The organism is Rhizobium sp. Root483D2 (assembly GCF_001426685.1).
In the GTDB taxonomy this organism is placed as follows: domain Bacteria; phylum Pseudomonadota; class Alphaproteobacteria; order Rhizobiales; family Rhizobiaceae; genus Pararhizobium; species Pararhizobium qamdonense.
In genome coordinates this window covers 327,819-349,527 of record NZ_LMFB01000005.1, presented here as the reverse complement: position 1 = coordinate 349,527, position 21,709 = coordinate 327,819, and the positions used below count along the sequence as shown (strand labels likewise).

The window sequence follows — 21,709 nt, the reverse complement described above, 5'->3', positions numbered from 1 at the left end:
ATTCATGAATGCGCGCGCGACACCGTCCGAAGGACAGACCTACACGCAGATCCTCAAATCGACAGCCTTGATCGGCGGGTCGTCGCTGATCACCGTTGCGTTCTCGATCATCCGCAACAAGGCGATGGCGGTCATTCTCGGGCCCGAGGGCGTCGGGTTGATGGCGATCTACAGTTCGATCGCCGATATCGCCCAGGCTGTTGCAGGCCTCGGTGTTCAGTCCAGCGGCGTGCGTCAGATTGCCGAGGCGGTCGGAACGGGCGATGCCGAAAAGATTGCCCGGACGGCCTTCATTCTGCAGCGTATCTCGATCGTCCTTGGTATTGCCGGCACGCTGTTGCTGGCATGTCTGGCATTTCCCGTCGCGCATCTCACCTTTGGTGATCATCAGCATGCCGCCAGCGTCGCATTCCTCTCGCTGGCGATTTTCTTCCGGCTCGCTTCGGCTGGACAGACGGCGAAGATTCAAGGCATGCGGGAAATCTCGGTGCTTGCCCGCATCAATCTGCTGACGGCAGTGTTTGCGACGGTGGTCACCATCCCTCTGGTCTACTTTTTCGGCTTTGAAGGCGTGGCGCCGTCGCTCGTTGCGATCGCTGCCGTGACCTTGCTGATCTCATGGTGGTACAGCCGCAAGATGCCGCAAAGCGCCGGCAAAGTGTCCCCGCCGCAGTTTAGGCAGGAACTGGGCGGGCTGTTGAAACTCGGGCTCGTCTTTATGGCCAGTGGATTGCTCACCCTTGCAACCGCCTATATCGTGCGCATCATCGTGCTGCAGCACGGCGGCATTGTTGCGGCAGGGCTGTATCAGTCCGCTTGGGCACTCGGCAGCCTTTATGCCGGCTTCATCCTGCAGGCGATGGGCACCGACTTCTATCCGCGCCTGACGGCGATTGCCGGCGATCACACCGCTTGTAACCGTCTGGTCAACGAACAGGCCCAGGTCAGCATTCTGCTTGCCGGTCCGGGCGTGCTGGCAACGCTAACCTTTGCGCCTCTCGTCATGCGGCTGTTCTATTCTCCGGAGTTCTATGGTGCTGCAGACCTCTTGCGCTGGATCTGCCTTGGCATGCTCCTGCGCATCATTGCCTGGCCCATGGGCTTCATCGTGCTGGCAAAGGGCGAACAGGCGATCTTCTTCTGGACGGAAATTGCCGCGACCGTGGTGCATATCGGTCTCGCCTGGTTGCTGGTGGCCGAGTTCGGCCTCGTCGGTTCTGCGGCTGCATTTTTCGGGCTCTACCTCTGGCACAGCATCCTCATCTACTTCTTCGCGCGCAAACTCACAGGTTTCCGCTGGTCTCCCGCCAATCTAAAAATCGGACTGATCTTCATCGTCTCGTCGGCGCTGGTGTTCTGCGCAACGCTTTTTCTCCCCTTCTGGCAAGCGACGGCCTTCGGCTCTCTCGCCGTGCTGCTGAGCGGGCTGTATTCCTTGAAAATGCTGATCGGGCTTTTGCCGCCGGAGCAGCTTCCACGTCCAGTCAGACGATGGGTTCTGAGAGTCGCTTGAAGGGCAAGAATACGGCTCGACGGAAAGCAAGCCATCGCGATAAACGCAAACAGGAGACGCAAAGTCTGCGCCTCCTGTTTGCAGTTAGGGTATTGGACTAAGTAGAATTTATGCGGTCGCTCTCTGCGGCGCAAGGCACAGATTGCGAAGCGTCTCGGTGACAAGAAGCACCTCTTCGTCGGTCATCTGCGCAAACAGGGGGAGAATGATCGCCCCTTCCTGCGCCGCCACACTTCGCGCGAGCTGGCCTGCAGCAACCCGATGTGTCGTCTTATCGGCATAAGCGTCTTCGCGATGAATGTTCATGATGCCGCGCCGGGTCGAAATACCCTGGTCCAGCAACACCTGCATCGTCTCGCGCTGGTCAAGCCATGGCGGAAGCATGACGCAATAGCTCTGCCAGTTGCTGCGGGCCCAGGATGGCTCAACGGGTGTCTCAAGCCAGGTGATGTTGCGAAGTTCCTGCCGGTAGAGATCGGCCAGATGACGCCGCCGCGATATCAGTTCCGGCAGCCGGGTGAGTTGCACCCTGCCCATCGCGGCCTGAAGATCGGTCATGCGATAGTTATAGCCGAGCTCCGGATAGCCCTCATAGATGACCTGGCGCGATCCATGGCGGATCGTATCGGGCACGCTCATGCCGTGTTGCCGCCACAGCCGGAACTTGCGGTCATATTCGGCATTGGCTGTCGTCAGCATGCCGCCATCGCCAGTCGTGACGACCTTGCGGGGATGAAACGAAAAACAGGCAATATCGCCCCGCGGCCGGCCAATTTTTTCCCACTGGCCATCGATGAGGATTTCACTCCCCGTTGCGCAGGCTGCGTCCTCGATGACCGGAATGCCATTGCTTCTGCCGATCTCAACGATCGTTGCAAGGTCGCAGGGCATGCCGAGCTGATGCACGCACAGAATCGCTTTGGTCCGAGAGGTAATTTCCGTCTGGATCAGCTGAGGGTCGATATTGAAGCCATTGGCTTCGATATCGACAAAGACCGGAATGCCGCCCAGATAGCGGATGGCATTCGCCGTTGCGATGAACGTATGGCTGACGGTAATGACCTCGTCTCCGGGGCCAACACCAACGGCCTTCAACGCCAGATGCAAGGCCGTCGTGCAGTTTGAAACTGCGCAGGCATGATCGGCCTGGACGAAGGCTGCGAATTCGCTTTCAAACGCGGCAACCTCCGGACCTTGCGTCACCCAGCCGGATAACACGACGCGGCGGACCGCCTCCACCTCCCTTTCATCGAGCAGGGGCTTGGCAACGGGGATCTGGGGATGGACCGGGCTCATGCGGCGCGCCCTCCCACTTCCAGCACCCGTTCCTGGCGCCACCAGTCGACAAGACCGCGCAGGCCGTCTTCCAGCGACACCTGGGCTTTAAATCCCAAAAGACGCTCGGCCTTGTTCGTGTCGGCAAGCCTCCGCGTCACGGCGTTCACTTTGCGCGCTTCCTGATGTTGCGGCTCCAGTGACGCGTTCATCACGCTCGTCAAGAGCTTGGCAAGCTCAAGCAGGCTGGTCTCTTCACCGCTCGCAACGTTGAAGACCTCGTCGGTGATGCCCGACTTTGCGGCAAGCATATTGGCCCGCGCGATATCGTGAATATGGACGAAATCCATGGTTTGGCTGCCATCACCATTGATGATCGGCGGCAAGCCCGCTGATATCCGTTCCATCCAGCGGATCAGCACCTCTGTATAGGCACCATAAACATCCATGCGCGGACCGTAGACGTTGAAGTACCGCAGCGCGACATAGTCCAGGCCGTACATTTCGGCAAAGCTGCGCAACAGTCCTTCGTTGAACGCCTTGGCGGCGCCGTAGATGGTCCGGTTGTTGTAGGAGTGATGTTCCTCGGTCGTCGGGAAACTTTCGGCTAGACCCAGAACGGAGGCGGAGGAGGCGGCGATCACTTTTCCTACCTTTGCCTCAACGGCCGCTTCGAGAACATTGAACGTTCCCTCCGCCAAGACTTCAAATGCGAGCCGGGGGTCTTCGGCGCATTGCGTGATCCGGATTGCTGCCTGATGGAAGACGATATCGACGCCTTTGAAATGCTTTGCCAGCAAAGCGCGGTCGCGGATATCTCCTTCGATGACGGTCAGCGGAAAGACCGCCTGTGACTCTGCCAAATTTTCCCGGCGGCCACGCACGAAATTATCAAAGATCAGGATTTCGCGCGGCTGCTCGCGCGCCACGAGATCGGCAATATGCGAGCCGACGAGGCCGGCTCCGCCGGTAATAAGGATCCGCTTGTCTTTCATGATCTGCTCCCAACGTTCAGGATGTGGCTGTCGTGGTGTCGCTATCGCTACGCCAACGGAGAAACTTTGCCGGGACCCCGGCGACGATCGAGAAGGGAGCGACGTCAGAGACGACGACTGCTCCAGCGCCAACGATTGCGCCCTTGCCGATTGTCACGCCCGGAAGGATCGTCGCATTGGTGCCGATGTCGGCCCATGCGCCGATACGCACTGGCTTGATTTCGAGATCCGTTCGAATGATCGGTACGTCGATCGGATTGGCTGTGTGGCTTGACCCAAGCAGCTTGGCGCCGGGCCCCCAGCCGACATGGTCCTCGATCACCAGGTCACGCGCGTCGAGAAACGCCTGCGGGCCGATCCAGACATTGTCGCCGATCACGCATCTGCCGTCGTAGCGGCCCTGAATATTGGCCTGCGCGCCGATGAAAACGCCGCTGCCGATCTCGAAGGTCTCCGGATGTTTGAAGACGGCGCCACTTCCGATCTGAAGCCCGGCCCCGCATTGGCGCGTAGCGGCCTGCCAGATCGCCTTGCGCATCAAGGCATCGACATAGCCATCACCCGTTGAAAAGCGGCCATAGAGCTCGATGAGGCCTGCGGCGCCATAGGTTCGTTTGAGTTCAGCGGCCATATCCAGCTGAAATCCGGGATCCTGCGGGATTTCGCGGCGCCCATGCACCGATTGGACGATCCGGGCCATGGAGGTGATGTCAGCTGACATAGGCGTCTTGCTCCAGGGCTGCCACGACCTGTTCCACCTGTCTTGCGGTCATTTCAGGATAGATCGGCAAGGACAGAACCGTGCGGGATGCGGCCTCGGATACCGGAAAGCCACCCGGTTTGTAGCCGAGGTCTTCATGTGCCTTTTGCAGATGTACCGGGATGGGGTAATGCAGGCCGGACTGGATGCCCTCCGCTTCCAACGCACGGTGGAGACCGTCCCGGTCCCGGCAGCGGACCGCATAAACATGATAGACATGGCGGCGATAGGCGACTTCGACGGGTGTCTCCACGGTATCCAGATTGGAAAGCAGTGACGAATAGCGGGATGCATGCGTGCGGCGTGCAGCGGTCCAGGCGTCGAGATGCCGGAGCTTGACGCGCAGGATCGCCCCTTGGATGCCGTCCATGCGATAGTTGAAGCCTTTGACCAGATGATGGTAGCGGCGCTCCTGGCCCCAGTCGCGCAGCATCCGCATGGTCTTGGCATGTGCATCATTGTTGGTGACGACGATGCCGCCTTCGCCGCAGGCGCCGAGGTTTTTGCCGGGGTAGAAGCTGAAGCAGCCGGAAGCGCCAATGCTGCCGGCGCGGCGGCCCTTATATTCCGCACCATGCGCCTGGCAGGCATCTTCGATGACAGCAATACCATGGCGGTTTGCAATGGCCATGATTGCGTCCATATCGGCCATCTGGCCGTAGAGATGAACCGGAACGATTGCCTTCGTGCGCGGCGTGATCGCGGCTTCAAGCTTGGCGGGATCCATGGTGAGCGTCATCGGTTCGACATCGACGAACACGGGCAATGCGCCGGCATAGCAGATCGCCGATACCGTGGCGACGAAGGTGAACGGAACGGTGATGACTTCATCACCGGGGCCGACATCTGCTGCCAGCAACGCCAGATGCAGCGCACTGGTCCCGGTGTTGACGGCCACCGCGTGTTTCGCGTCGGAATAAGCCGCAAATTCCTCCTCGAACTGGGCGACTTCCGGCCCCAGAACATATTGTGCCGAGGCGAGAACACCGAGGACGGCAGCGTCGATCTCATCCTTGATCGATGCATATTGCGCTTTGAGATCAAGGAACGGGATCATGCGATTAGCCTCGCCTGTTCGAGTTCAACCACGCGGCCGCGCTGCTGCAGAGATTGGGTTGCCGCTTCAAGGATGCGGACAACGCGCAAACCGGCATGGCCATCGACGATCGGCTGCTCGTTCTTTTCCACACAATCGACGAACTGCTTGAGTTCACGGCCAAGCGCCTCGGTCATATCGAGCTGCGGCGCGTACATGTCGCCCGTGCGGTAGCCGACCAGCATCTGGTAGACCTTCTCGCCATTGCGTTGCGGATTGCCGTTCAGTGTGATGCCCTTGTCGTAGATCTTGATCTTTTCGCTGGGCTCAAGGTCGTCGTAGACAATCATCTTGTTGCTGCCGCCGATCAATGTGCGGCGAACCTTGACGGGTGCCAGCCAATTGACGTGGATATGAGCGATCAGCTTGCTTTCGAAAAACAGATTGAGATAGGCGATGTTTTCCGGTTCGCCGGCGACATGGCTCATGCCGGTCGCGGACACGGCAACGGGTTTTTCCTGCAGCACGTAATCCATGATGGAGAGATCGTGGACGGCAAGGTCCCAGATGACGCTGACATCATGCTGGAACAGGCCGAGATTGACCCGGACGGAATCGTAGTAATACATGTCGCCGAGCCCATTTTCGACGACTTCGCGCATCTTGCGGACAGCGCCCGTATGCACGAATGTGTGATCCACGGCGAGGACGAGACGCCGGCGGGCGGCCTCATCAACCATGCGGCGCGCTTCATCCACCGTCGAGGCCATCGGCTTTTCGACAAAGACGTGCTTGCCGGCCATCATGGCTTTCATCGCCAGTTTGAAATGGGTCGAAACCGGCGTTGCGATGGCCACCGCATGAACGCGGGGATCGCGCAGCACCTGTTCGAAGTCGCTGGTGATTTCCACGGCTGGATAGCGCGCTTTGACGGTCGCCAACCGCTCCGGCATAAGATCGCAAACATAGAGAATCTGTGCGTTGGGCACTTCCGCTATGTTCCTGACAAGATTTGGGCCCCAATAGCCGTAGCCAATTACCGCTATGCCGATCATTATACTCTCCTGGACAAAGGAATTTCGGCCGGTGCGCCCTGCGCGCAACCGATAATTTGAGCTGGAACGCCTGCGACAATCACCCAGTCGGGGACATCTCTTGTCACCACGGCGCCAGCGCCGACGACGGCGCCGGTCCCGATCGTCACGCCGGGAAGGATTGTCGCGTTGCTGCCGATTGCGGCCTGGCGTTTGACCAATGTGGGAACGACATCCCATTCGCCGTCGGTCAGCAATTCTCCATCTGCATTGACGGCGCGCGGGTGGGGATCGTTGGTGAACATCACCCCATGGCCAATGAAAACGCCGTCTTCGATCTCCACGCCTTCGCAGATGAAGGAGTGGCTCGAAACCTTGCAGTTGCGGCCGATGACCGCGTTCTTCTGGATTTCCACGAATGTGCCGATGCGGGAACCCGCTCCCACTTTGCAGCCATAGAGATTGACCAGGTCGGGATGGTGAATGACCACCCCATCTTCCAAAATGACACTCGATGCGATCATGCTGCGAAGACCCCAAATCGCGAAACAAGACTGAATTCAAATGATCTCGATGCGGCGATTTTCATCGCGATAACAATCATCAAAGGTCACGTTGTTTTGAATTCTCCGGTCTTCAGAAGAGTGGGTTTCGACCGGCGAGTAAAGAAAACAAAATGCGGTAATCCGCACTTCGAAAGGCGTAGCCATACAAGGCGCGGTGCTGCTTCCGAATGCGGATGCTGGCGATCATCTGCACCCTGTCATGGGCGCGTCACTCAAAGGGGGAGCTTGCGGGATCATACCATCCACGCAACTCTGCCATCGTACCAGTGCGCTTACTGCGGCTCCGTACGCCGGGCTTTTGAGCGAGGACGTTCGGCTGGATAAACATTAAAGACAGAGGGAAACGATGCGTCTTCTCGTATATCCGCATGATCTTTCGATCGGTGGCAGTCAGATCAACGCAATCGACCTTGCAGCCGGTGCCGCCGCTGCAGGTCACGATGTCTCGGTCTACGGCATTCCCGGCCCGCTGGTTGACTACATTACAGAGCGTGGACTGACATACATTCCGGCCCGAACTCTCCACTATCGCCCCGCGCCCTCGCGGATAGCGCAGCTCGCAACCATTGCCCGTCAAAACCGGATCGATCTCATTCATGCCTATGAATGGCCGAGCTGCCTGGATGCCTATTACGGCGCCTCGCTTTGCCTGAACGTGCCCTTGTTGTGCACAGTGTTAAGCATGGATGTGATGCCTTACGTTCCGGCATCCGTGCCGCTGATCATGGGCACTGCGGATCTCGGCGAGCAGGCCCGCAAGGTTCAAAAAAGCGGCGTCTGGGTGATCGAACCGCCTATCGATGTCGAGCGCGACAATCCGGATATTGACGCAACCACCTTCCGGCGCCGGCATGAGGTCTCGGACGAGGAGTTTCTGATCGTCAGCGTTTCGCGTCTCGCGCTTGATCTGAAACTGGACGCATTGGTTCGCGCCATTGACGCGGTCGATCTTCTTGCGGGCTCATATCCGTTGAAACTCATCCTGGTGGGGGACGGGCCCGCGCGCGCCGCATTGGAGATGCGGGCACAGGCGGTCAATGCCCGGCATGGAAGAGAGGTTATAAACCTTCCCGGAGCGGATATGGACCCGCGGCCCGCCTATGCTGGCGCCGATCTCGTTGTTGGAATGGGAAGCTCGGCATTGCGGGCGCTGGCGATCGGCCGTCCGTTGATCGTTCAAGGCGAGGATGCTTTCTCTGAAATATTCGAACCAAAAACCTATGATCTGTTCTTGAAACAGGGCTTTTACGGATTGGGCGACAAAAAACCCGGCGCGCAGCTGCTTGCGCGCCAGATCGAAGACCTCGTTGTCGATGCCACCAGGCGGACCGAGCTTGGCACCTTCGGCAGACGCGCCGTCACGGAGCGCTTCAGCTTGCAACGCGCCATTGGCGTGCAGCTGGACATTTACCGGCAGGTTCTGGCCAATCCGCCGCAGCGAAATCTGTCTGAGGCCATGCGCTCGGCGCGGCTGGCCCTCATGCTGGAATATGCCAATCACGATCCCGGCCGCAAACGCCGCAAAAGGGACCGTGAATCTGCAATTCTCTCCGCCGCACGCTCAGGCCTTTGGCCGCCAGCATCCGCCGGGAGCTTGGTGTAGCAGAATCAACTTTTTTCCGAAAACAGTTTCGCTGGATGTCTATCAGGCGACGGGCCGCTGTGGGCGGCTCTTGAATAATTTCCCGACCATGATGGAGCCGATCAACTGCATATGGCGGGGATAGGTTCTCAGAGCGGCGGTGAGAAATTTCATCGCGCTTTTTCGCTTTCCCGCTGTGTAAAAATAGCGCGCGACATCGATCAGCATCAAGGACTTCTGTTCGCTGCGATTGCAAAGCACGGCCCGGTTTTTCTTCAGGATTCGAAGCAGGCCGATGATTTCGCGGCGGCGGTTGATCGAGATGCTGTCACGCGAAATGAAGCCGAGCACGACCGGTTCGACGTCTTCATAGATCGACGTGTGCTGGGCCAGGCGGATGGCAAAGTCCCAGTCTTCATTGGCCCGGGCGCAGACATCAAACCATTCGGCATAGGGAAAGCAGTTCTTTCGAAACAGGGCGTTTTGCAGACTGATCCGGTTGCGGGTGAGGAGCCGGCCAAGCTGATCCTCCTCCAGTGACAGGCGCCCTTCCGGAGGAGGATCGTAAGCCACCCGGCCGGAGCCATAATTCCGCTGGTTGTCGCGCCCATAGACGATCTTTGCGCCGATGACGGCGCCGACATCGCCGGGGATCGCGGAAAACAGTGCGAACTGCTTTTGCAGTTTGCCGGGCAACCACAGGTCGTCGCTGTCCTGGAACGCGATATACTCGCCTTTCGCATGGCAAAGGCCGGTGTTGCGCGCGGCAGCTGCTCCGCCGTTTCGAACACGCCTGACATAGCGGATGCGGCGATCACTGAAGCCACGCACCACGCTTTCGATGTCCTCCGTCGAGGCATCATCGACCACGATCAACTCCAGATCCTGATGGGACTGGGTGATGACGCTGTTAATCGCTGCGACCAGGCTGCCGCTTCTATTATAGGTGGGTAGAATAACGGATATCGTCATCAAATGAACATTCCACACGAGCAACAATGACAGTCAGTGCGTGCGCATGTCTGCGCAACTGCCTTGGTTTTGGCATCGGCAAGCGACTGCGATCCAACTCCTCTGGCGTACGGGACCGGAGCAGCAAGCACAATTTAGCTTTATTCATAAGCCGTGCGCCAAGAGGTGAGGCGAAGCGCCACGCCATCAGTCAAGCTCCATCATTTGGAGGAGGCTGTCATAGCCTGCAGATGAAGAGGTCAGCGATCATCCGGCCGCATCGCGGCGTAAGAGGTATGCACTCCGGCAAAATCCACACCCCCCTCTCGACCAAAAACCAGGTTCATATCGCGCCCGGATTTCGGCAAGCTCTGACGTGAAACGGGTTTCCCGCTTTGTGGCGATCCGGACTGGAGAGAAATCGTGTGTAAACTCCGACCGATTGCGGCCTATGGCAGACCAGACCGTGTTTCCAAAGTGAACCCCGGCTATCCCAGTGCTATGACGCCGGTATTTCCGCGTTGGTCTAAGCCGTCAAGCCGGGTGCACTCTTGATGCCCATGCATGGTGCCGCAAGACGGGAGGGCGAATACCCTCAACAGCGCCGGCGTCCTGGGTCCATTACCAGGCCAGCCCAAGTGCCCACGCCCAACCGGGCCTTCGCCATCCAGGCGATCGAGGGGCGCACAGCAACACAGACGGCAATCCGGGACAAACTGCCTTGGGTGGCGGGTCTCTTTCTGTTCAGCTTGATTATCCCCTGGATCATCGAGCTCGGCGCGTTGCGCCTGTCCGTTTCCCGCTTCATCTTGATCGCCACGATCCTCCCCTGTCTGGTCATGTGGATGAGCGGTAAGGCCGGGCGGATCAGGACGCCGGATATTCTGGTGATTTTGTTTTGCCTTTGGTGCTCGGTCAGTCTGGCTGTTGTGCACGATCTGGCAACGTCTTTTCAATCCGGCGGCATGATGGCGATCGAGACGATGGGCGCCTATTTTCTGGCGCGCGTCATGATCAGAAACGAGGGGCAATTTTATGGAATGGTCAAAGCCATCTTTCTGATCATCCTGCTGCTTCTGCCACTATCGCTTTATGAATCGGTGACAGGATCGAACATCGCTCTCAACATGTTCCGATCGGTTTTGCCCACCCAGATCGATTATTTCATGGCACCGCGATGGGGGCTGCGTCGCGTACAGTCGGTGTTCGATCATCCCATCCTATATGGCGTATTTTGCACAAGCGTGTTTGCCCTCGTGCACAAGGTTCTTGGGCGCGATGTTTCGCCGATGCGCCGATGGGGCCGTTCCATTCTGGTCTTTCTGGCCACGCTTCTTTCGATGTCGTCAGGTCCGTTGAGCGCCTTGGTGGTGCAGGCTCTCTTGATGTCCTGGGGATGGTTTCTGCGCGGCTTTCGCTATCGCTGGCATGTCCTTGCGGCATTCTTTGCATCGCTCTACACGGCGGTTTCGCTTGTTTCGAACCAATCCTTCTTTGAATTCTACGTTCACTACTTTGCCTTCAGCCAGGATACCGGGTGGGACCGCATTCGCATCTGGCACTACGGCTGGCTTTCCGTCTTCAATCACCCGATCTTCGGCATCGGTCACAACGAATATCAGCGGCCGGAATGGATGGAGCCGAGCATCGATATGTTCTGGCTCATCAATTTCGTGCGTTTCGGATATATTGCGGGCATCCTGATGTTCCTGATTTTCGCATGGGTTTTCCTCAGCACCGCCTTGAAAAAAGGCTTGAGCGACCAGCAAAACGACTACCGGACGGCCTATCTGATTTCGATGGTCGGTGTCTTCACGGTGGGATGGACGGTTCATTTCTGGAACGCGCCCTACCTGCTGATCATGTTCTATCTGGGCAGCGTATCCTGGATGCAGGATATTGACAGCGATGCGGGTCAAAGCTCGAAGGTCACCCCGAGAAGCTCACTCAGAACAACCGTGAAATCGTCATGATACAGAGGGCCAAAACCCGCTGGCTTGCGATGTCCTGGCTGCTTACGGCAGGCGTCGCGCAGCATGCGCCCCTCGCGTTGGCGCAAGCAGCAATCGCGGACGCGTCGCCAGTGGTTGAGGCGAAGATCGCGGTTTATCCGGATGAGGCAAGCACCGGCGTCCCCACTAATCTACCTCTCGCGCGCGCAACAAACTTCGTTCTGGATGTTGCTGGAGCGACCGTCAGCGGCCTGGATTTTCAAGGCACAGTCACGATCACCGCGCCGAACGTGACGCTGCGAAACTGCAGGATTTCGGCAAAGGGCTGGGCGGCGCTGGACATCCGGTCGGATGGCGTGACCGTCGAGAACTGCGATATCGACGGCCAGGCTGCGCCCGGTATTCGCGGTATCAGCATTTCCGGCAACAATGTCTCAATCCGTCACTGCAACATCCATCATACGGAAGACGGTATCTACCTTACCGGCTCATCCAATATAACTATCGAAAACAACTATATCCATGACCTGCAGTCGCAATGGGACGGTCCTCATTTTGACGGAATTGCCACGGATGGCGGGATCGCCGATGTTGTCATCAAAGGCAACACTATCGTCAATCCTCACGGGCAGACGTCGGCAATCATGCTGAGCAATTATTTCGGGCCGGTAACGCGCGTGCGTGTCGAAAAAAACCGTCTCTTGGGCGGCGGTTATACGGTCTATTCGGACGGCCAGTTCGGCGCCGGCACGATATCCAATGTCTCGTTCCTGGATAACAGGATGGGCAAAGGCCATTATGGATACGCGTCCATAAACAACAATACTCCGGATTGGTCCGGAAATATCGATGACACGCTTGAAACAATGTTGAACCAATGAAATTGGCGCGCACGGGGAGCCGGATAACATGAAGGATCTAACAATTAGCCGCTTCAGAACCGCTCGCGGGCGCATTCTCAGACGTCAGATCGAGAAACTTGCCGACCATCTGGGACGGCCGGTCTCCATTCTGGACGTTGGTGGCCGGCCGGACTATTGGGAAAATGTCGGGCATGAGCGCATCAGTGAAATCCGGCTTCTCAATATCGATGAAAACGAGATCGATCGTCACGGCCTGTCCAATCTTTTTACCAGCGAGATCGGCGATGCGCGTGACCTGAAGGGCTATGCGGATAAATCGGTTGATCTGGTTCATTCCAATTCGGTGATCGAGCATGTCGGCGCCTGGCCAGATATGAGCGCCATGGCATCAGAGATGCAGCGGGTCGGTCTGTCCGGCTGGATACAAACGCCGGCGTGGGAATTTCCGATCGAGCCGCATTTCCGGCTGCCATTCCTGCATTGGCTGGCTCCGCCCATGCGGCGTGTGGCGCTGAAATTGTCGAAGGACTACGGTGCCTTGGATGTCGCAACGCGCCGTTATCACATCGACCGCATCAACCTTTTGTCCTACAGCGAGGTCAGGGCGTTGTTTCCGATTGGTAATATCTATGTCGAAAAGTTTGTTTTCTCGAAAAGCTATTCAGCCCGGTGGGGGCCGGGGGCTGCGTGAAAGCGCCCTGAACAATCTGCCACGATATCGCGCCAAATTTCGTTGCGCATCCGCATCACGGCAACGCTGGGCCGGGTAATGACATATTCTGCGCGCGCGACGGCTGAGCTCTCAAACGTTACAGCTTCCGGCTGAGTCCATCGTTCCGGAACGGCACAGCGTGTCCACTCGAACGTATCGCAATGCGGCATATACAAGCGCAATATTTAAAATAATTTAAAAGTTATTGTTTTGTGGAGCGTAAAGGGAGACTTTATATCTCTTTCGTGACGAAGATTATGGTAAATCGCCGCGATGTCCTCCGCCTGGACCATTTAGCACTCAAATTACCCCTAAAAAGGTACTGGCTATTAATCCGTAAAGGGTATCCAGTTGCGCCTTCGTAGTGCCTTCACTTCATCACGGAAAACAAATAATTTACGGCTTCATTCAAATACTATGCAATGTCATTTACATCGTGTAATATAAGTAACTGCGAATAAATATTTTGATTTAAACAAATGTATATCACAGGTTGAGTTTCTAGTAAATCTGGGGCTGGCGCGTGCTTTTTTTACGACCTTGGCGTTGACCGGGTATGTGCATGTGCGTTTAGGGAGTAGAGACGTATGAATTCACTATTGATGACAAACGGCAAGGACATTTCGAGTAATCTTTTCCATTCCATAGCAACCGATCCTCTCAGCACACAAAATGATAAAAGGCCCGGCGAAATGCCGCGGGGGCGTTCGCTTTTGATCATTGACGACCGTGCGCTGGATCGGCAGTGCCTTGCCTATTGCATATCCGCACACAAGATCGACATGGATGTGCTGGCCTTCGGTTCGGTGGAAGAATGGGAGCGCAAACGGCATGACTATCCGCAGCTCGCCGCCGTTCTTTTGAACATCGGCGGGAAGAAAATTGGCGAACCGAGTGTTTCCGAAGAAATCACCAGGCTCGCCGCAGCGTTTGAAGCGCCCATCATTGTTCTGGCAGATGCTGACGATCTGCCGCAGATCATGAAGGCACTCGAATGTGGAGCGAAGGGCTATATCCCTTCGTCCGTCAGCATCGACGTCTGTATCGAAGCCATTGCGCTTTCAATGGCCGGCGGCATCTTCGTTCCGGCCAGCAGCGTCTTTGCAATGCGCCAGGCGCTTGAAACGGGAAGCCCAGCTGCCCGCCCACTCGCCGGCATGTTCACCGAGCGGCAGGCCGAAGTGGTCGAGGCGCTACGGCGTGGCAAGGCCAACAAGATCATCGCCTATGAACTCAATTTGCGCGAAAGCACCGTCAAAGTGCATATCCGCAATATCATGAAGAAGGTCAAGGCGACCAATCGGACTGAAGTTGCTTACAAGATCAAGGATCTCTTCCCGCTTTCTTCGGCTCCGGCAAGCGAAGGCATGAAGGGAAGCGAGCATTAATTTTTAACGGATTCAAGTTCTGCGTACATTTTCCGAAAGGTCGTTCGGATTTGTCTCTTTCATCTCGGTCTTAGCAAAGCACCAAAAATATTTGGTGCTTTGCTTTTTTGTAAGGGGCCTCTTTTCAGAGGCCCGTTCCTTTGAAAACAACCATCGGCGTCCGGACCAAAATCCACAAATCCGCACTGAAGGACATCATGCCGGAATAGCGGGTATCATGCAGTGCGCGCTCGATGAAGGTACAGCCATTGCGCTCGCTAATCTGCCAAAGTCCAGTCAAGCCGGGACGCAGGTTGAAATAGGCTGTCCCTGGATAATATTGCCGCTGCTCAGGCAACATCGGGCGCGGGCCAACCAGGCTCATATCGCCGGCAATCACATTCAGAAGCTGCGGCAGTTCATCGATTGAATATTTGCGCAGATATTTGCCAAGCCATGTGATGCGTGGATCCTTTTCAAGTTTCTGCTTTGTCTCCCATTCGGCCTTTGCGGCAGGGTTGGAGGCCAAATACTCTGCCAGCTTCCGGTCTGCGTCCGGGGCCATCGTTCGCAGCTTCCACAGATTGAATATTCGCCCGCCTTTTCCGACGCGCGGCTGCGAGAAGAACGCCTTTCCCCCATTCAGCCGGATCAGCATCGCGCACAGAGCAACGATCAGCAAAGCGAATGGCGCAGCCAGCAACGTGACAGCGACATCGAAAAAACGCTTCTCCACGAAATAGCGCGATCGGGATTTCGCAGCCCGCTCGTACGATGAGCTGTGTGAAGTAACACCCAAGGGGTATTCTAGATTACTTTCCGACATGACGCCTCCAAAGTTAGCCAGTGTTTGAAAAATCGGCGTAAGGGGCGTGAAAAATGAAAATATAAAATTCCATTTGGAGGAATTTGTACTTCCTCGATTTTTTAATTTATTGCCCCAAAGCCTTTTGTTAATTTGATATTAACCATAGTCATCAAATTCACAATAAATCTAATCTAAACAATTCGATGTAGGTCGGATTGCTGTCGCAAAATAACGCACTTTCAAAACGAAGATTTGCACTCGTTTAAGTGGCTTTTGGCTGATAGAGGCGGGGAAAGGGAGAGTGAAAGGCGCGTTGATGCCGAGGCGACCGGGCGATTAAAAGCTTTGCAGCAAGACGCTGGCTGGACGATTTTCACCGGCGTGTTTACGCACCGCCGCGCTGCTGGAGCATGGATTTTTGGAAAGTGGCGCGCGAACCGTTGAACGAGCTCTGCCGGCGCGATGCCGAAATCAGGCGTGCGGGCTTTTGAAGCGCCGCAGCCGATCGGGATATGTTGCTGATCGTTTGATGGCGGTCGCGTTGGTCATTCAAGACCTTTCACGATTCCAGTTTTCGATGAAGCGGCTTGCATCGCCATGAAACACCAGGCCGAACATGCGGCGCGCGCGATGAGCCCGAATGCGGGTCAGGCAGGCGAGCGCCAGTATCCGGTTTCGCATGCCGGAGACACGATCTGTCGTCAAGATTTTGAAAGTCTCGGCCAACGGAGACGCGGCGATGATCAGGCCCTCGACAAGCCATCGCAGTGTCGCCGAAGGGTGACCGGAAACCTTGCGGAAGCCGTGGGCGACATGCCGGTCCCACCGCCGGGCCAGATCAGCAAAAGACTTGCAGGAGGGGGTCAGAACTTTCGCCTCCGGCAGAAAGATGACGCGATGGCCCATTGCCGTCGCCCGTTGTCCCCATTCGGTATCTTCCATGGTCGATATTCCACCGAAAGGACCGACGGACTGAAAAACATGCTTTCGAACCGCCATATTGCCCGTTGCGGCAAACCCATATTGTTCGACATAAGCACGCGCGCGATAGCTGTAGATATTTTCATAGGATTCGATCGCAGTCGGATATCGGGGGTCGGCAACCAAGACTGCGATATCGCCGCCGAGAAGCGCAACATCGGGCCTGTTTGCCATGGCATCGACGATTTCTTTCACCCAGCCAGGCTGAGCAATGCAGTCGCAATCGATAAAAGCCAGAAGGTCGGCCTGCGCGAGATCTGCGCCATGATTGCGGGCCGGCCCTGGGCCTGGAACAATTTCGCGCTCCAGGCGGAGATCCGGAATGTCGAGGCAGGCTGCCACCGGCATTTCGCTCGAGCTGTTGTCCACTACGATGATCTCGAACGCAATACCATCCGCGCGTTGTGCATCGAGCGCAAGAAGACATTGCCGCAGATCATCGGGCTCGTTGAGGTGAGGCACGATCACGCTGAGCTGGAAGGGAGGCGGCATAGGGCTTCCTATTGAGTTTAAGCAAAGGCTCTTTTGCAGGCGCCGGTTCAACAGGGGATCAAGGCTTATCCCGCGCGTTTGGACCATGATCGCAGATCACCGTTCTCCTCGTAGAATGAATGGAATGGCGCTGTGTAGGAAGACGCTTCCAGGCCCGCCTTGAGGCGCATGACGGCTGGCGCTACCCATGCACTTTGGGAGAGTTTTAACCGGCGCCACGAGACCGGATAAGCCTTTTGGCGGACGCTTGGGCATCTGCCCGCCGTTCAGCCTACTCCATCTCACATACCGCGAAACCGCGATGGTACAGGCCTTGCTGGGACGGCGCGTTCTGCTGCCGGGAGGCTGCGTTGCAGACCGGACGGTGATCTACAGCATAGGGAGATAGGGTCTGTCCAAAAGTACTAACTTCGCCATCGCCGCAGTCCCGCTCACCCTCCATTGACCAACTGTTCCGCTTTTCCGAACCACTGAAGAATGACCTCGGCCACAGTGCCAACCGGGTTCAGAAGTTGGGTGATTGCGTAATGGGCAATATAGACTTGAAATTTTATGTTTCGATCCTTTTGCGAAGGCTGCCCTATCTCATAGCGATCATGGCCGTGGCATTGTTGTCGTCTATCGCGGCCACATTTTTCACATCGCCGGTCTATAGTTCGAGCGCAAAAATTCTGTCCGAAGCGCCACAGATCCCGGCCGAACTTGCACGCTCGACCGTGCCGCTCAGCGCCGTGGAGCAGTTGCAGATTCTCCAGCAGCAGATCACGACCAGAGATGACCTTCTGGCGCTCGCAACCCGGCTTGCAGTCTATGGCGATAGCGCCAAGCAACCCGACGAAGACGATCTCATCGCAGATATGCGCTCCCGGATAAAATTCGAGCAATTGCAGTTTGACACGCAGAGCCGGGATCAGGGGGCGACAGTATTCAGCGTATCCTTCCTGGCCGGCAGGCCGGATATGGCAGCGAAAGTCGCCAACGAGCTGGCGGCGATGATCCTCGACAGAAACCAGCGGCAACGGACGGATCGTGCCGGCAGCACGTTGCGGTTCTTCAACCAGGCCGTCGATCGGCTGTCCGCCGATCTGAACAGGCTGGAAGCCGATATTCTCAAATTCAAGACCCAAAACAAGGATACCCTGCCGGAAAGCCTCGATTTCCGCCGCAACCAGCAGGGCAGCCTGCAGGAAAGGCTGATTTCGCTGGAGCGCGAGGAAACCGATCTTCGCACCAAACGCGGCAATCTGATCGCGACATATACCAATGCCGGACAGTTCGCCGGGGCAGCGCCGGTGACGCCGGAGCAGCAGATGCTTGCGGATCTCAACCGGGCGCTTGCGGATCAGCTCGCGATCTTTTCGGAAACGAGCCCGAATATAAAAGCACTGCGCGCCCGGATCGCATCGTTGCAAAATTCCCTGTTGGCCAGCCCTTCCAAGGACGGCAAGAATGACGATGAACCGGCATCCAGACAAGCCGGCCCCTTCGGGCTGGATCTGCAGCTGTCGGATATCGATAATCGCCTGAAGGCCGTCGCGGTTGAGAAAACCTCGATCGCCCGCGCGATCGAAAACCTGACCCGCTCGATCGCGGGCACGGCTGCCAGCGAAACAGTCCTGAATTCACTCGAGCGAAATCGCCAGAACATTCAGGTGCAATATAATGCCGCGATCGGCAGGCGTGCAGAGGCTTTGACCGGTGAGCAAATTGAAATGCGCTCCGATGGCGGCCGGTTTTCGCTGCTCGAACCCGCGACGCCGCCCGTCAGGGCCATCAGCCCTCAGCGTCGGCGCATCGTTGCGCTGGGCGTTATGGCAGGGCTCGGCCTCGGGCTCGGTGTCATCGTGCTGCTGGAGCTCCTCAACAAAACCATCCGCAGGCCGGCAGAGCTTGCGCAACTGCTTCAGTCGCAACCGCTCGCCACGATCCCCACTATCAGGCCGCCGAGCAAAACGCATTTTCCGAATTACAGGCGTCACATCGCGGCAATGCTGGTCATGGGCGTGCTGCCGTTGTCGCCGATCGATGGCCCGGTATCGCAGCACGGTATCGGTCATGCCATCGCTAAAAGCGGGGCAGGGTTAAATGTCTCTCTTATCCCCGTAGCAACCGTCGCCGGAGGCAGAGTGTAAGTCATGGATCAGATCAGAGCCTCCCTGCAAGACAGTCTCAGACTGCAAAGTAATGATCAGCTGGCGGAACAGGCAATGCAGGCATGCACCCGGCTTGGATTTGAGATCGCATGGGCAAATCTAGCACCTCTCGATCCAGCGCCGGACACGACCTTTCGAAATCGCATCGTGACGATAGACCGTTCGGATCCGGCGCATGCGCCATTCGACATGATGCGCACGCGGGTTCTCCAGAGCATGCGTCAAAATGGCTGGACATCGATTGCAATCACGTCGCCCACTGCGTCCTGCGGAAAGTCGCTGGTCGCGCTCAATCTGGCCTTCAGTCTGGCACACCAGCAGGATTGCCGTACGCTGCTGGTCGATCTCAATTTGAAGCAACCGCAAATCGGCGAGATGCTCGATGTCAATGCGCACGCGTCCATGGAAGATTTCCTGAAAGGGGATGCGCCGATCCACGATATTTTCCTGCGATACGGCGACAACCTGGCCGTGGGCATAAACCATCAGCCGGTGCAGTTTTCCGCAGAGCTGCTGCAGAGCTTGGAGGCTGCAAAGGTATTGCAGGACCTGCGCCTGCGGATGGGGCCGGACATCATCTTGTATGATCTGCCGCCCATGCTCTCCAGCGACGATGTGACGGCATTCCTGCCCAATGTGGACTGCGCAATTCTGGTTGCAGCTGCAGAACATAGCACATTTGCCGAGGTGGATCGTTGCGAGCGGTATCTGTCCGAACGGACGAACATGCTCGGGGTCGTTTTAAACAAGTGCCGATATTGCACCGACTGAAAATGAAGCTGGATAGAGGCGGCCGGACCCTTTTGCCATCGTTCGCCAAAATGATTGTCAACTCTGGATAAAGGAAATTGCCATGCGCAAAATACTCGTCGTCTATGGCACGCGCCCCGAAGCGATCAAGATGGCTCCCCTGATCCATGCGCTCTCTGCGTCGCGCCATTGCACGCCGGTCGTCGCCGTCACAGGTCAGCACCGGGAAATGCTCGACCAGGTGAACCGGTTGTTCGAGATTGAACCCGAACATGACCTGAACATCATTACCCAAGCGCAGACGCTTGAGAGCGTCACCGCCCGCGTTCTTGCAGGTGTTGCCAATGTCATCGAAAGCGAAGCGCCTGCCGCAATTGTGGTCCAGGGCGATACGACAACCTGCTTTGCAGCGGCATTGGCGGCGTTCTATCGAAAAATCCCGCTGATCCATCTGGAGGCGGGCCTGCGAACCGGCGAGCGGCATAACCCTTTCCCGGAGGAAATCAACCGCCGCCTGACCACCCAGCTTGCAGCGCTGCACCTGGCGCCGACGCAGACATCGAAGGCAAATCTCCTCAATGACGGTGTCGCGGAAAACGATATTGTCGTGACCGGTAATACCGTGATTGACGCGCTGCTGCATGTGTCCGGCCGTATCACGCAGACAGGTAATCAGGATCTCCAGCGGATCAGCGGCCGCAGAAGCGTTTTGGTGACTGCGCACCGGCGTGAATCCTGGGGCGAACCGATGGCGCAGACCGCGCGCGCCATCGCGCGGCTCGCACGGAAATTTCCTGATATCGCGTTCCTGCTTCCCGCGCATCTCAATCCGGCCGTGCGCAACGTCCTGCTTCCCCCGCTTCAAGGGCTTGAGAACGTGGTGATTACGCAGCCGCTGGACTATGGTGATTTCGTCAAAGCCATGCGTGATTGTTCCATCGTGCTGACGGATAGCGGTGGTGTGCAGGAGGAAGCCCCGACATTCGGAAAACCGGTTCTCGTAATGCGTGAAACCACGGAACGGCCCGAGGCGGTGACGGCCGGCACGGTGCGCCTGGTTGGAACAGATGAAGATCGTATTGTCAGCGAAGTCAGCGAGCTTTTGACGGACCGCCGGGCCTATCAGGAGATGGCGCATGCCGTGAATCCGTATGGCGACGGGCAGGCTGCAACACGGTCAGTCCAGGCGATCGAGCACTTTTTTGCTCTGGCAGAAAGACCCGAAGAGTTTGATGCCGGGCGCGACCCGCTGGAATCGCCAGCGGCTGCCCAGGCAATGAGCGGCTTTGCCGCTTAAGATCGGCAAGCTTCAGCAGACGCGTGCCGATGCGTCGAACGCAAACCCCCACGCTTGTTCCACATCGGCGTGCCGCGGATGAAGACGGCCCCAGCCACGGCGAGTGGCTGAGCGCCACCTCTTTTGGAACGACGGGACAGCCGGGTTGTCATGTCTACCCGTCAGGTCCGCACACTCCAAAAGATCGCCAATTTAAAAATGCCGGCAAAGTTTGAGCAACTGTCAGATCGGGAAGTTCCACCATGCGTGAAAACGATATCTCAAAATGGGAGGTCGATGCCGGGAACAAGCTGAAGGCCTATACCCTGTTGGAATGGGGTGTAGCCGCCAGCGAGCCGTATCATGTCATGCTGCGGATCGGTTACGCTATTTCCAAATGGGAATGGGATACATACAAAGACACGGACCGCTCGCCGCACCAGTTCCAGACAGCGATGTCACCGACGGCGGCCAAAGAACTCGGAGCGCTCCTGATCCTCTATGCCGAGGAAATGGAAAACCAGATCCCGTCAAAGGGCGAGCAAAATTAATCTAAAAATTCAAGCACATGATCCTTGGGAACGGTAGCACGTTTCCATCTGCCGCCGCGTCTTCACGCCAGACGAGGCGCGGCTGGGAAAGC

General features: G+C 57.1%; 19 protein-coding genes. 10 read left to right on the top strand and 9 right to left on the bottom strand.

The features are described 5' to 3' along the window. Positions 1-4 precede the first annotated feature (4 nt). On the top strand, positions 5-1,513 hold the full coding sequence (locus ASD32_RS05060) for an O-antigen translocase (protein ID WP_060636864.1): 1,509 nt from the start codon (positions 5-7) through the stop codon (positions 1,511-1,513). A 108-nt stretch (positions 1,514-1,621) separates the two neighbouring features. Here the strand turns inward: ASD32_RS05060 and ASD32_RS05055 are convergent, their stop codons facing one another. Genes ASD32_RS05055 through ASD32_RS05030 form a run of 6 tightly spaced genes read right to left on the bottom strand, consistent with a single transcriptional unit; the run spans position 1,622 to position 7,137 of the window. Then, positions 1,622-2,809, bottom strand: a complete 1,188-nt coding sequence (locus tag ASD32_RS05055; RefSeq protein WP_060636862.1) for a DegT/DnrJ/EryC1/StrS family aminotransferase — start codon at positions 2,807-2,809, stop codon at positions 1,622-1,624. Continuing rightward, a complete protein-coding gene (locus tag ASD32_RS05050) occupies positions 2,806-3,783 on the bottom strand; it encodes an NAD-dependent epimerase/dehydratase family protein (protein ID WP_060636860.1) in 978 nt (325 codons plus the stop codon). The genes ASD32_RS05055 and ASD32_RS05050 overlap by 4 nt, the downstream gene beginning before the upstream one ends. A gap of 16 nt (positions 3,784-3,799) precedes the next feature. After that, a complete protein-coding gene (locus tag ASD32_RS05045) occupies positions 3,800-4,504 on the bottom strand; it encodes an acyltransferase (RefSeq protein ID WP_060636858.1) in 705 nt (234 codons plus the stop codon). Further along, positions 4,494-5,600: a DegT/DnrJ/EryC1/StrS family aminotransferase gene (locus ASD32_RS05040; RefSeq protein ID WP_060636857.1), complete on the bottom strand. Its 1,107-nt coding sequence runs from the start codon at positions 5,598-5,600 to the stop codon at positions 4,494-4,496. The genes ASD32_RS05045 and ASD32_RS05040 overlap by 11 nt, the downstream gene beginning before the upstream one ends. Continuing rightward, positions 5,597-6,634 (bottom strand): Gfo/Idh/MocA family oxidoreductase, encoded by a 1,038-nt coding sequence (locus tag ASD32_RS05035; RefSeq protein WP_060636855.1) that lies wholly within the window; start codon positions 6,632-6,634, stop codon positions 5,597-5,599. Before ASD32_RS05035 ends, ASD32_RS05040 begins: the two co-directional genes overlap by 4 nt. Beyond that, the gene (locus tag ASD32_RS05030; RefSeq protein WP_060636853.1) at positions 6,634-7,137 is read right to left on the bottom strand and encodes an acyltransferase; all 504 of its coding nucleotides are present in this window, start codon (positions 7,135-7,137) and stop codon (positions 6,634-6,636) included. Before ASD32_RS05030 ends, ASD32_RS05035 begins: the two co-directional genes overlap by 1 nt. Positions 7,138-7,525: 388 nt before the next feature. Here ASD32_RS05030 and ASD32_RS05025 point away from each other — a divergent pair, with 388 nt between their 5' ends. Then, complete coding sequence (locus ASD32_RS05025) at positions 7,526-8,782, top strand: glycosyltransferase family 4 protein (protein WP_060636851.1); 1,257 nt, start codon at positions 7,526-7,528, stop codon at positions 8,780-8,782. Between the two features lie 42 nt (positions 8,783-8,824). Here ASD32_RS05025 and ASD32_RS05020 read toward each other — a convergent pair whose 3' ends face one another. Next, a complete protein-coding gene (locus ASD32_RS05020; protein WP_060636849.1) occupies positions 8,825-9,733 on the bottom strand; it encodes a glycosyltransferase family 2 protein in 909 nt (302 codons plus the stop codon). Between the two features lie 617 nt (positions 9,734-10,350). On the opposite strand from ASD32_RS05020, the gene ASD32_RS05015 reads away from it, so the two are divergent. The 4 genes from ASD32_RS05015 (at position 10,351) to ASD32_RS05000 (ending at position 14,627) form a co-directional block, all read left to right on the top strand. Then, complete coding sequence (locus ASD32_RS05015) at positions 10,351-11,685, top strand: O-antigen ligase family protein (protein WP_060636847.1); 1,335 nt, start codon at positions 10,351-10,353, stop codon at positions 11,683-11,685. After that, positions 11,682-12,545, top strand: coding sequence for a right-handed parallel beta-helix repeat-containing protein (locus ASD32_RS05010; protein ID WP_060636845.1), 864 nt, complete (start codon positions 11,682-11,684; stop codon positions 12,543-12,545). Before ASD32_RS05015 ends, ASD32_RS05010 begins: the two co-directional genes overlap by 4 nt. Positions 12,546-12,573: 28 nt before the next feature. Next, positions 12,574-13,218: a class I SAM-dependent methyltransferase gene (locus ASD32_RS05005; protein WP_060636842.1), complete on the top strand. Its 645-nt coding sequence runs from the start codon at positions 12,574-12,576 to the stop codon at positions 13,216-13,218. Positions 13,219-13,931: 713 nt separating this feature from the next. Then, complete coding sequence (locus ASD32_RS05000) at positions 13,932-14,627, top strand: response regulator transcription factor (protein ID WP_244490101.1); 696 nt, start codon at positions 13,932-13,934, stop codon at positions 14,625-14,627. A gap of 124 nt (positions 14,628-14,751) precedes the next feature. Here ASD32_RS05000 and ASD32_RS04995 read toward each other — a convergent pair whose 3' ends face one another. Both ASD32_RS04995 and ASD32_RS04990 read right to left on the bottom strand, forming a co-directional pair. Continuing rightward, the gene (locus tag ASD32_RS04995; protein ID WP_060636838.1) at positions 14,752-15,432 is read right to left on the bottom strand and encodes a sugar transferase; all 681 of its coding nucleotides are present in this window, start codon (positions 15,430-15,432) and stop codon (positions 14,752-14,754) included. A 531-nt stretch (positions 15,433-15,963) separates the two neighbouring features. Then, on the bottom strand, positions 15,964-16,887 hold the full coding sequence (locus tag ASD32_RS04990; protein WP_060636837.1) for a glycosyltransferase family 2 protein: 924 nt from the start codon (positions 16,885-16,887) through the stop codon (positions 15,964-15,966). A 542-nt stretch (positions 16,888-17,429) separates the two neighbouring features. Here ASD32_RS04990 and ASD32_RS04985 point away from each other — a divergent pair. The 4 genes from ASD32_RS04985 to ASD32_RS04970 all read left to right on the top strand — a co-directional run bounded on the left by ASD32_RS04985 (position 17,430) and on the right by ASD32_RS04970 (position 21,617). After that, positions 17,430-19,019: a lipopolysaccharide biosynthesis protein gene (locus ASD32_RS04985; RefSeq protein WP_244490100.1), complete on the top strand. Its 1,590-nt coding sequence runs from the start codon at positions 17,430-17,432 to the stop codon at positions 19,017-19,019. Positions 19,020-19,022: 3 nt separating this feature from the next. Next, complete coding sequence (locus ASD32_RS04980; protein ID WP_060636835.1) at positions 19,023-19,811, top strand: CpsD/CapB family tyrosine-protein kinase; 789 nt, start codon at positions 19,023-19,025, stop codon at positions 19,809-19,811. 82 nt (positions 19,812-19,893) lie between these two features. Next, positions 19,894-21,087: a UDP-N-acetylglucosamine 2-epimerase (non-hydrolyzing) gene (wecB, locus tag ASD32_RS04975; RefSeq protein ID WP_060636834.1), complete on the top strand. Its 1,194-nt coding sequence runs from the start codon at positions 19,894-19,896 to the stop codon at positions 21,085-21,087. Positions 21,088-21,329: 242 nt separating this feature from the next. Next, the gene (locus tag ASD32_RS04970; protein ID WP_060636833.1) at positions 21,330-21,617 is read left to right on the top strand and encodes a hypothetical protein; all 288 of its coding nucleotides are present in this window, start codon (positions 21,330-21,332) and stop codon (positions 21,615-21,617) included. Positions 21,618-21,709 lie beyond the last annotated feature (92 nt).

Excerpts from the sequence above, each read along its gene's own strand:
- ASD32_RS05055 (WP_060636862.1), bottom strand. The coding sequence starts at position 2,809 with ATGAGCCCGGTCCATCCCCAGATCCCCGTTGCCAAGCCCCTGCTCGAT.
- ASD32_RS04995 (WP_060636838.1), bottom strand. The coding sequence starts at position 15,432 with ATGTCGGAAAGTAATCTAGAATACCCCTTGGGTGTTACTTCACACAGC.
- wecB (WP_060636834.1), top strand. The coding sequence starts at position 19,894 with ATGCGCAAAATACTCGTCGTCTATGGCACGCGCCCCGAAGCGATCAAG.
- ASD32_RS04980 (WP_060636835.1), top strand. The coding sequence starts at position 19,023 with ATGGATCAGATCAGAGCCTCCCTGCAAGACAGTCTCAGACTGCAAAGT.
- ASD32_RS05000 (WP_244490101.1), top strand. The coding sequence starts at position 13,932 with ATGCCGCGGGGGCGTTCGCTTTTGATCATTGACGACCGTGCGCTGGAT.
- ASD32_RS05060 (WP_060636864.1), top strand. The coding sequence starts at position 5 with ATGAATGCGCGCGCGACACCGTCCGAAGGACAGACCTACACGCAGATC.
- ASD32_RS05020 (WP_060636849.1), bottom strand. The coding sequence starts at position 9,733 with ATGACGATATCCGTTATTCTACCCACCTATAATAGAAGCGGCAGCCTG.
- ASD32_RS05010 (WP_060636845.1), top strand. The coding sequence starts at position 11,682 with ATGATACAGAGGGCCAAAACCCGCTGGCTTGCGATGTCCTGGCTGCTT.
- ASD32_RS04990 (WP_060636837.1), bottom strand. The coding sequence starts at position 16,887 with ATGCCGCCTCCCTTCCAGCTCAGCGTGATCGTGCCTCACCTCAACGAG.
- ASD32_RS05040 (WP_060636857.1), bottom strand. The coding sequence starts at position 5,600 with ATGATCCCGTTCCTTGATCTCAAAGCGCAATATGCATCGATCAAGGAT.
- ASD32_RS05030 (WP_060636853.1), bottom strand. The coding sequence starts at position 7,137 with ATGATCGCATCGAGTGTCATTTTGGAAGATGGGGTGGTCATTCACCAT.
- ASD32_RS05045 (WP_060636858.1), bottom strand. The coding sequence starts at position 4,504 with ATGTCAGCTGACATCACCTCCATGGCCCGGATCGTCCAATCGGTGCAT.
- ASD32_RS05025 (WP_060636851.1), top strand. The coding sequence starts at position 7,526 with ATGCGTCTTCTCGTATATCCGCATGATCTTTCGATCGGTGGCAGTCAG.
- ASD32_RS05050 (WP_060636860.1), bottom strand. The coding sequence starts at position 3,783 with ATGAAAGACAAGCGGATCCTTATTACCGGCGGAGCCGGCCTCGTCGGC.
- ASD32_RS04970 (WP_060636833.1), top strand. The coding sequence starts at position 21,330 with ATGCGTGAAAACGATATCTCAAAATGGGAGGTCGATGCCGGGAACAAG.
- ASD32_RS05035 (WP_060636855.1), bottom strand. The coding sequence starts at position 6,634 with ATGATCGGCATAGCGGTAATTGGCTACGGCTATTGGGGCCCAAATCTT.
- ASD32_RS05005 (WP_060636842.1), top strand. The coding sequence starts at position 12,574 with ATGAAGGATCTAACAATTAGCCGCTTCAGAACCGCTCGCGGGCGCATT.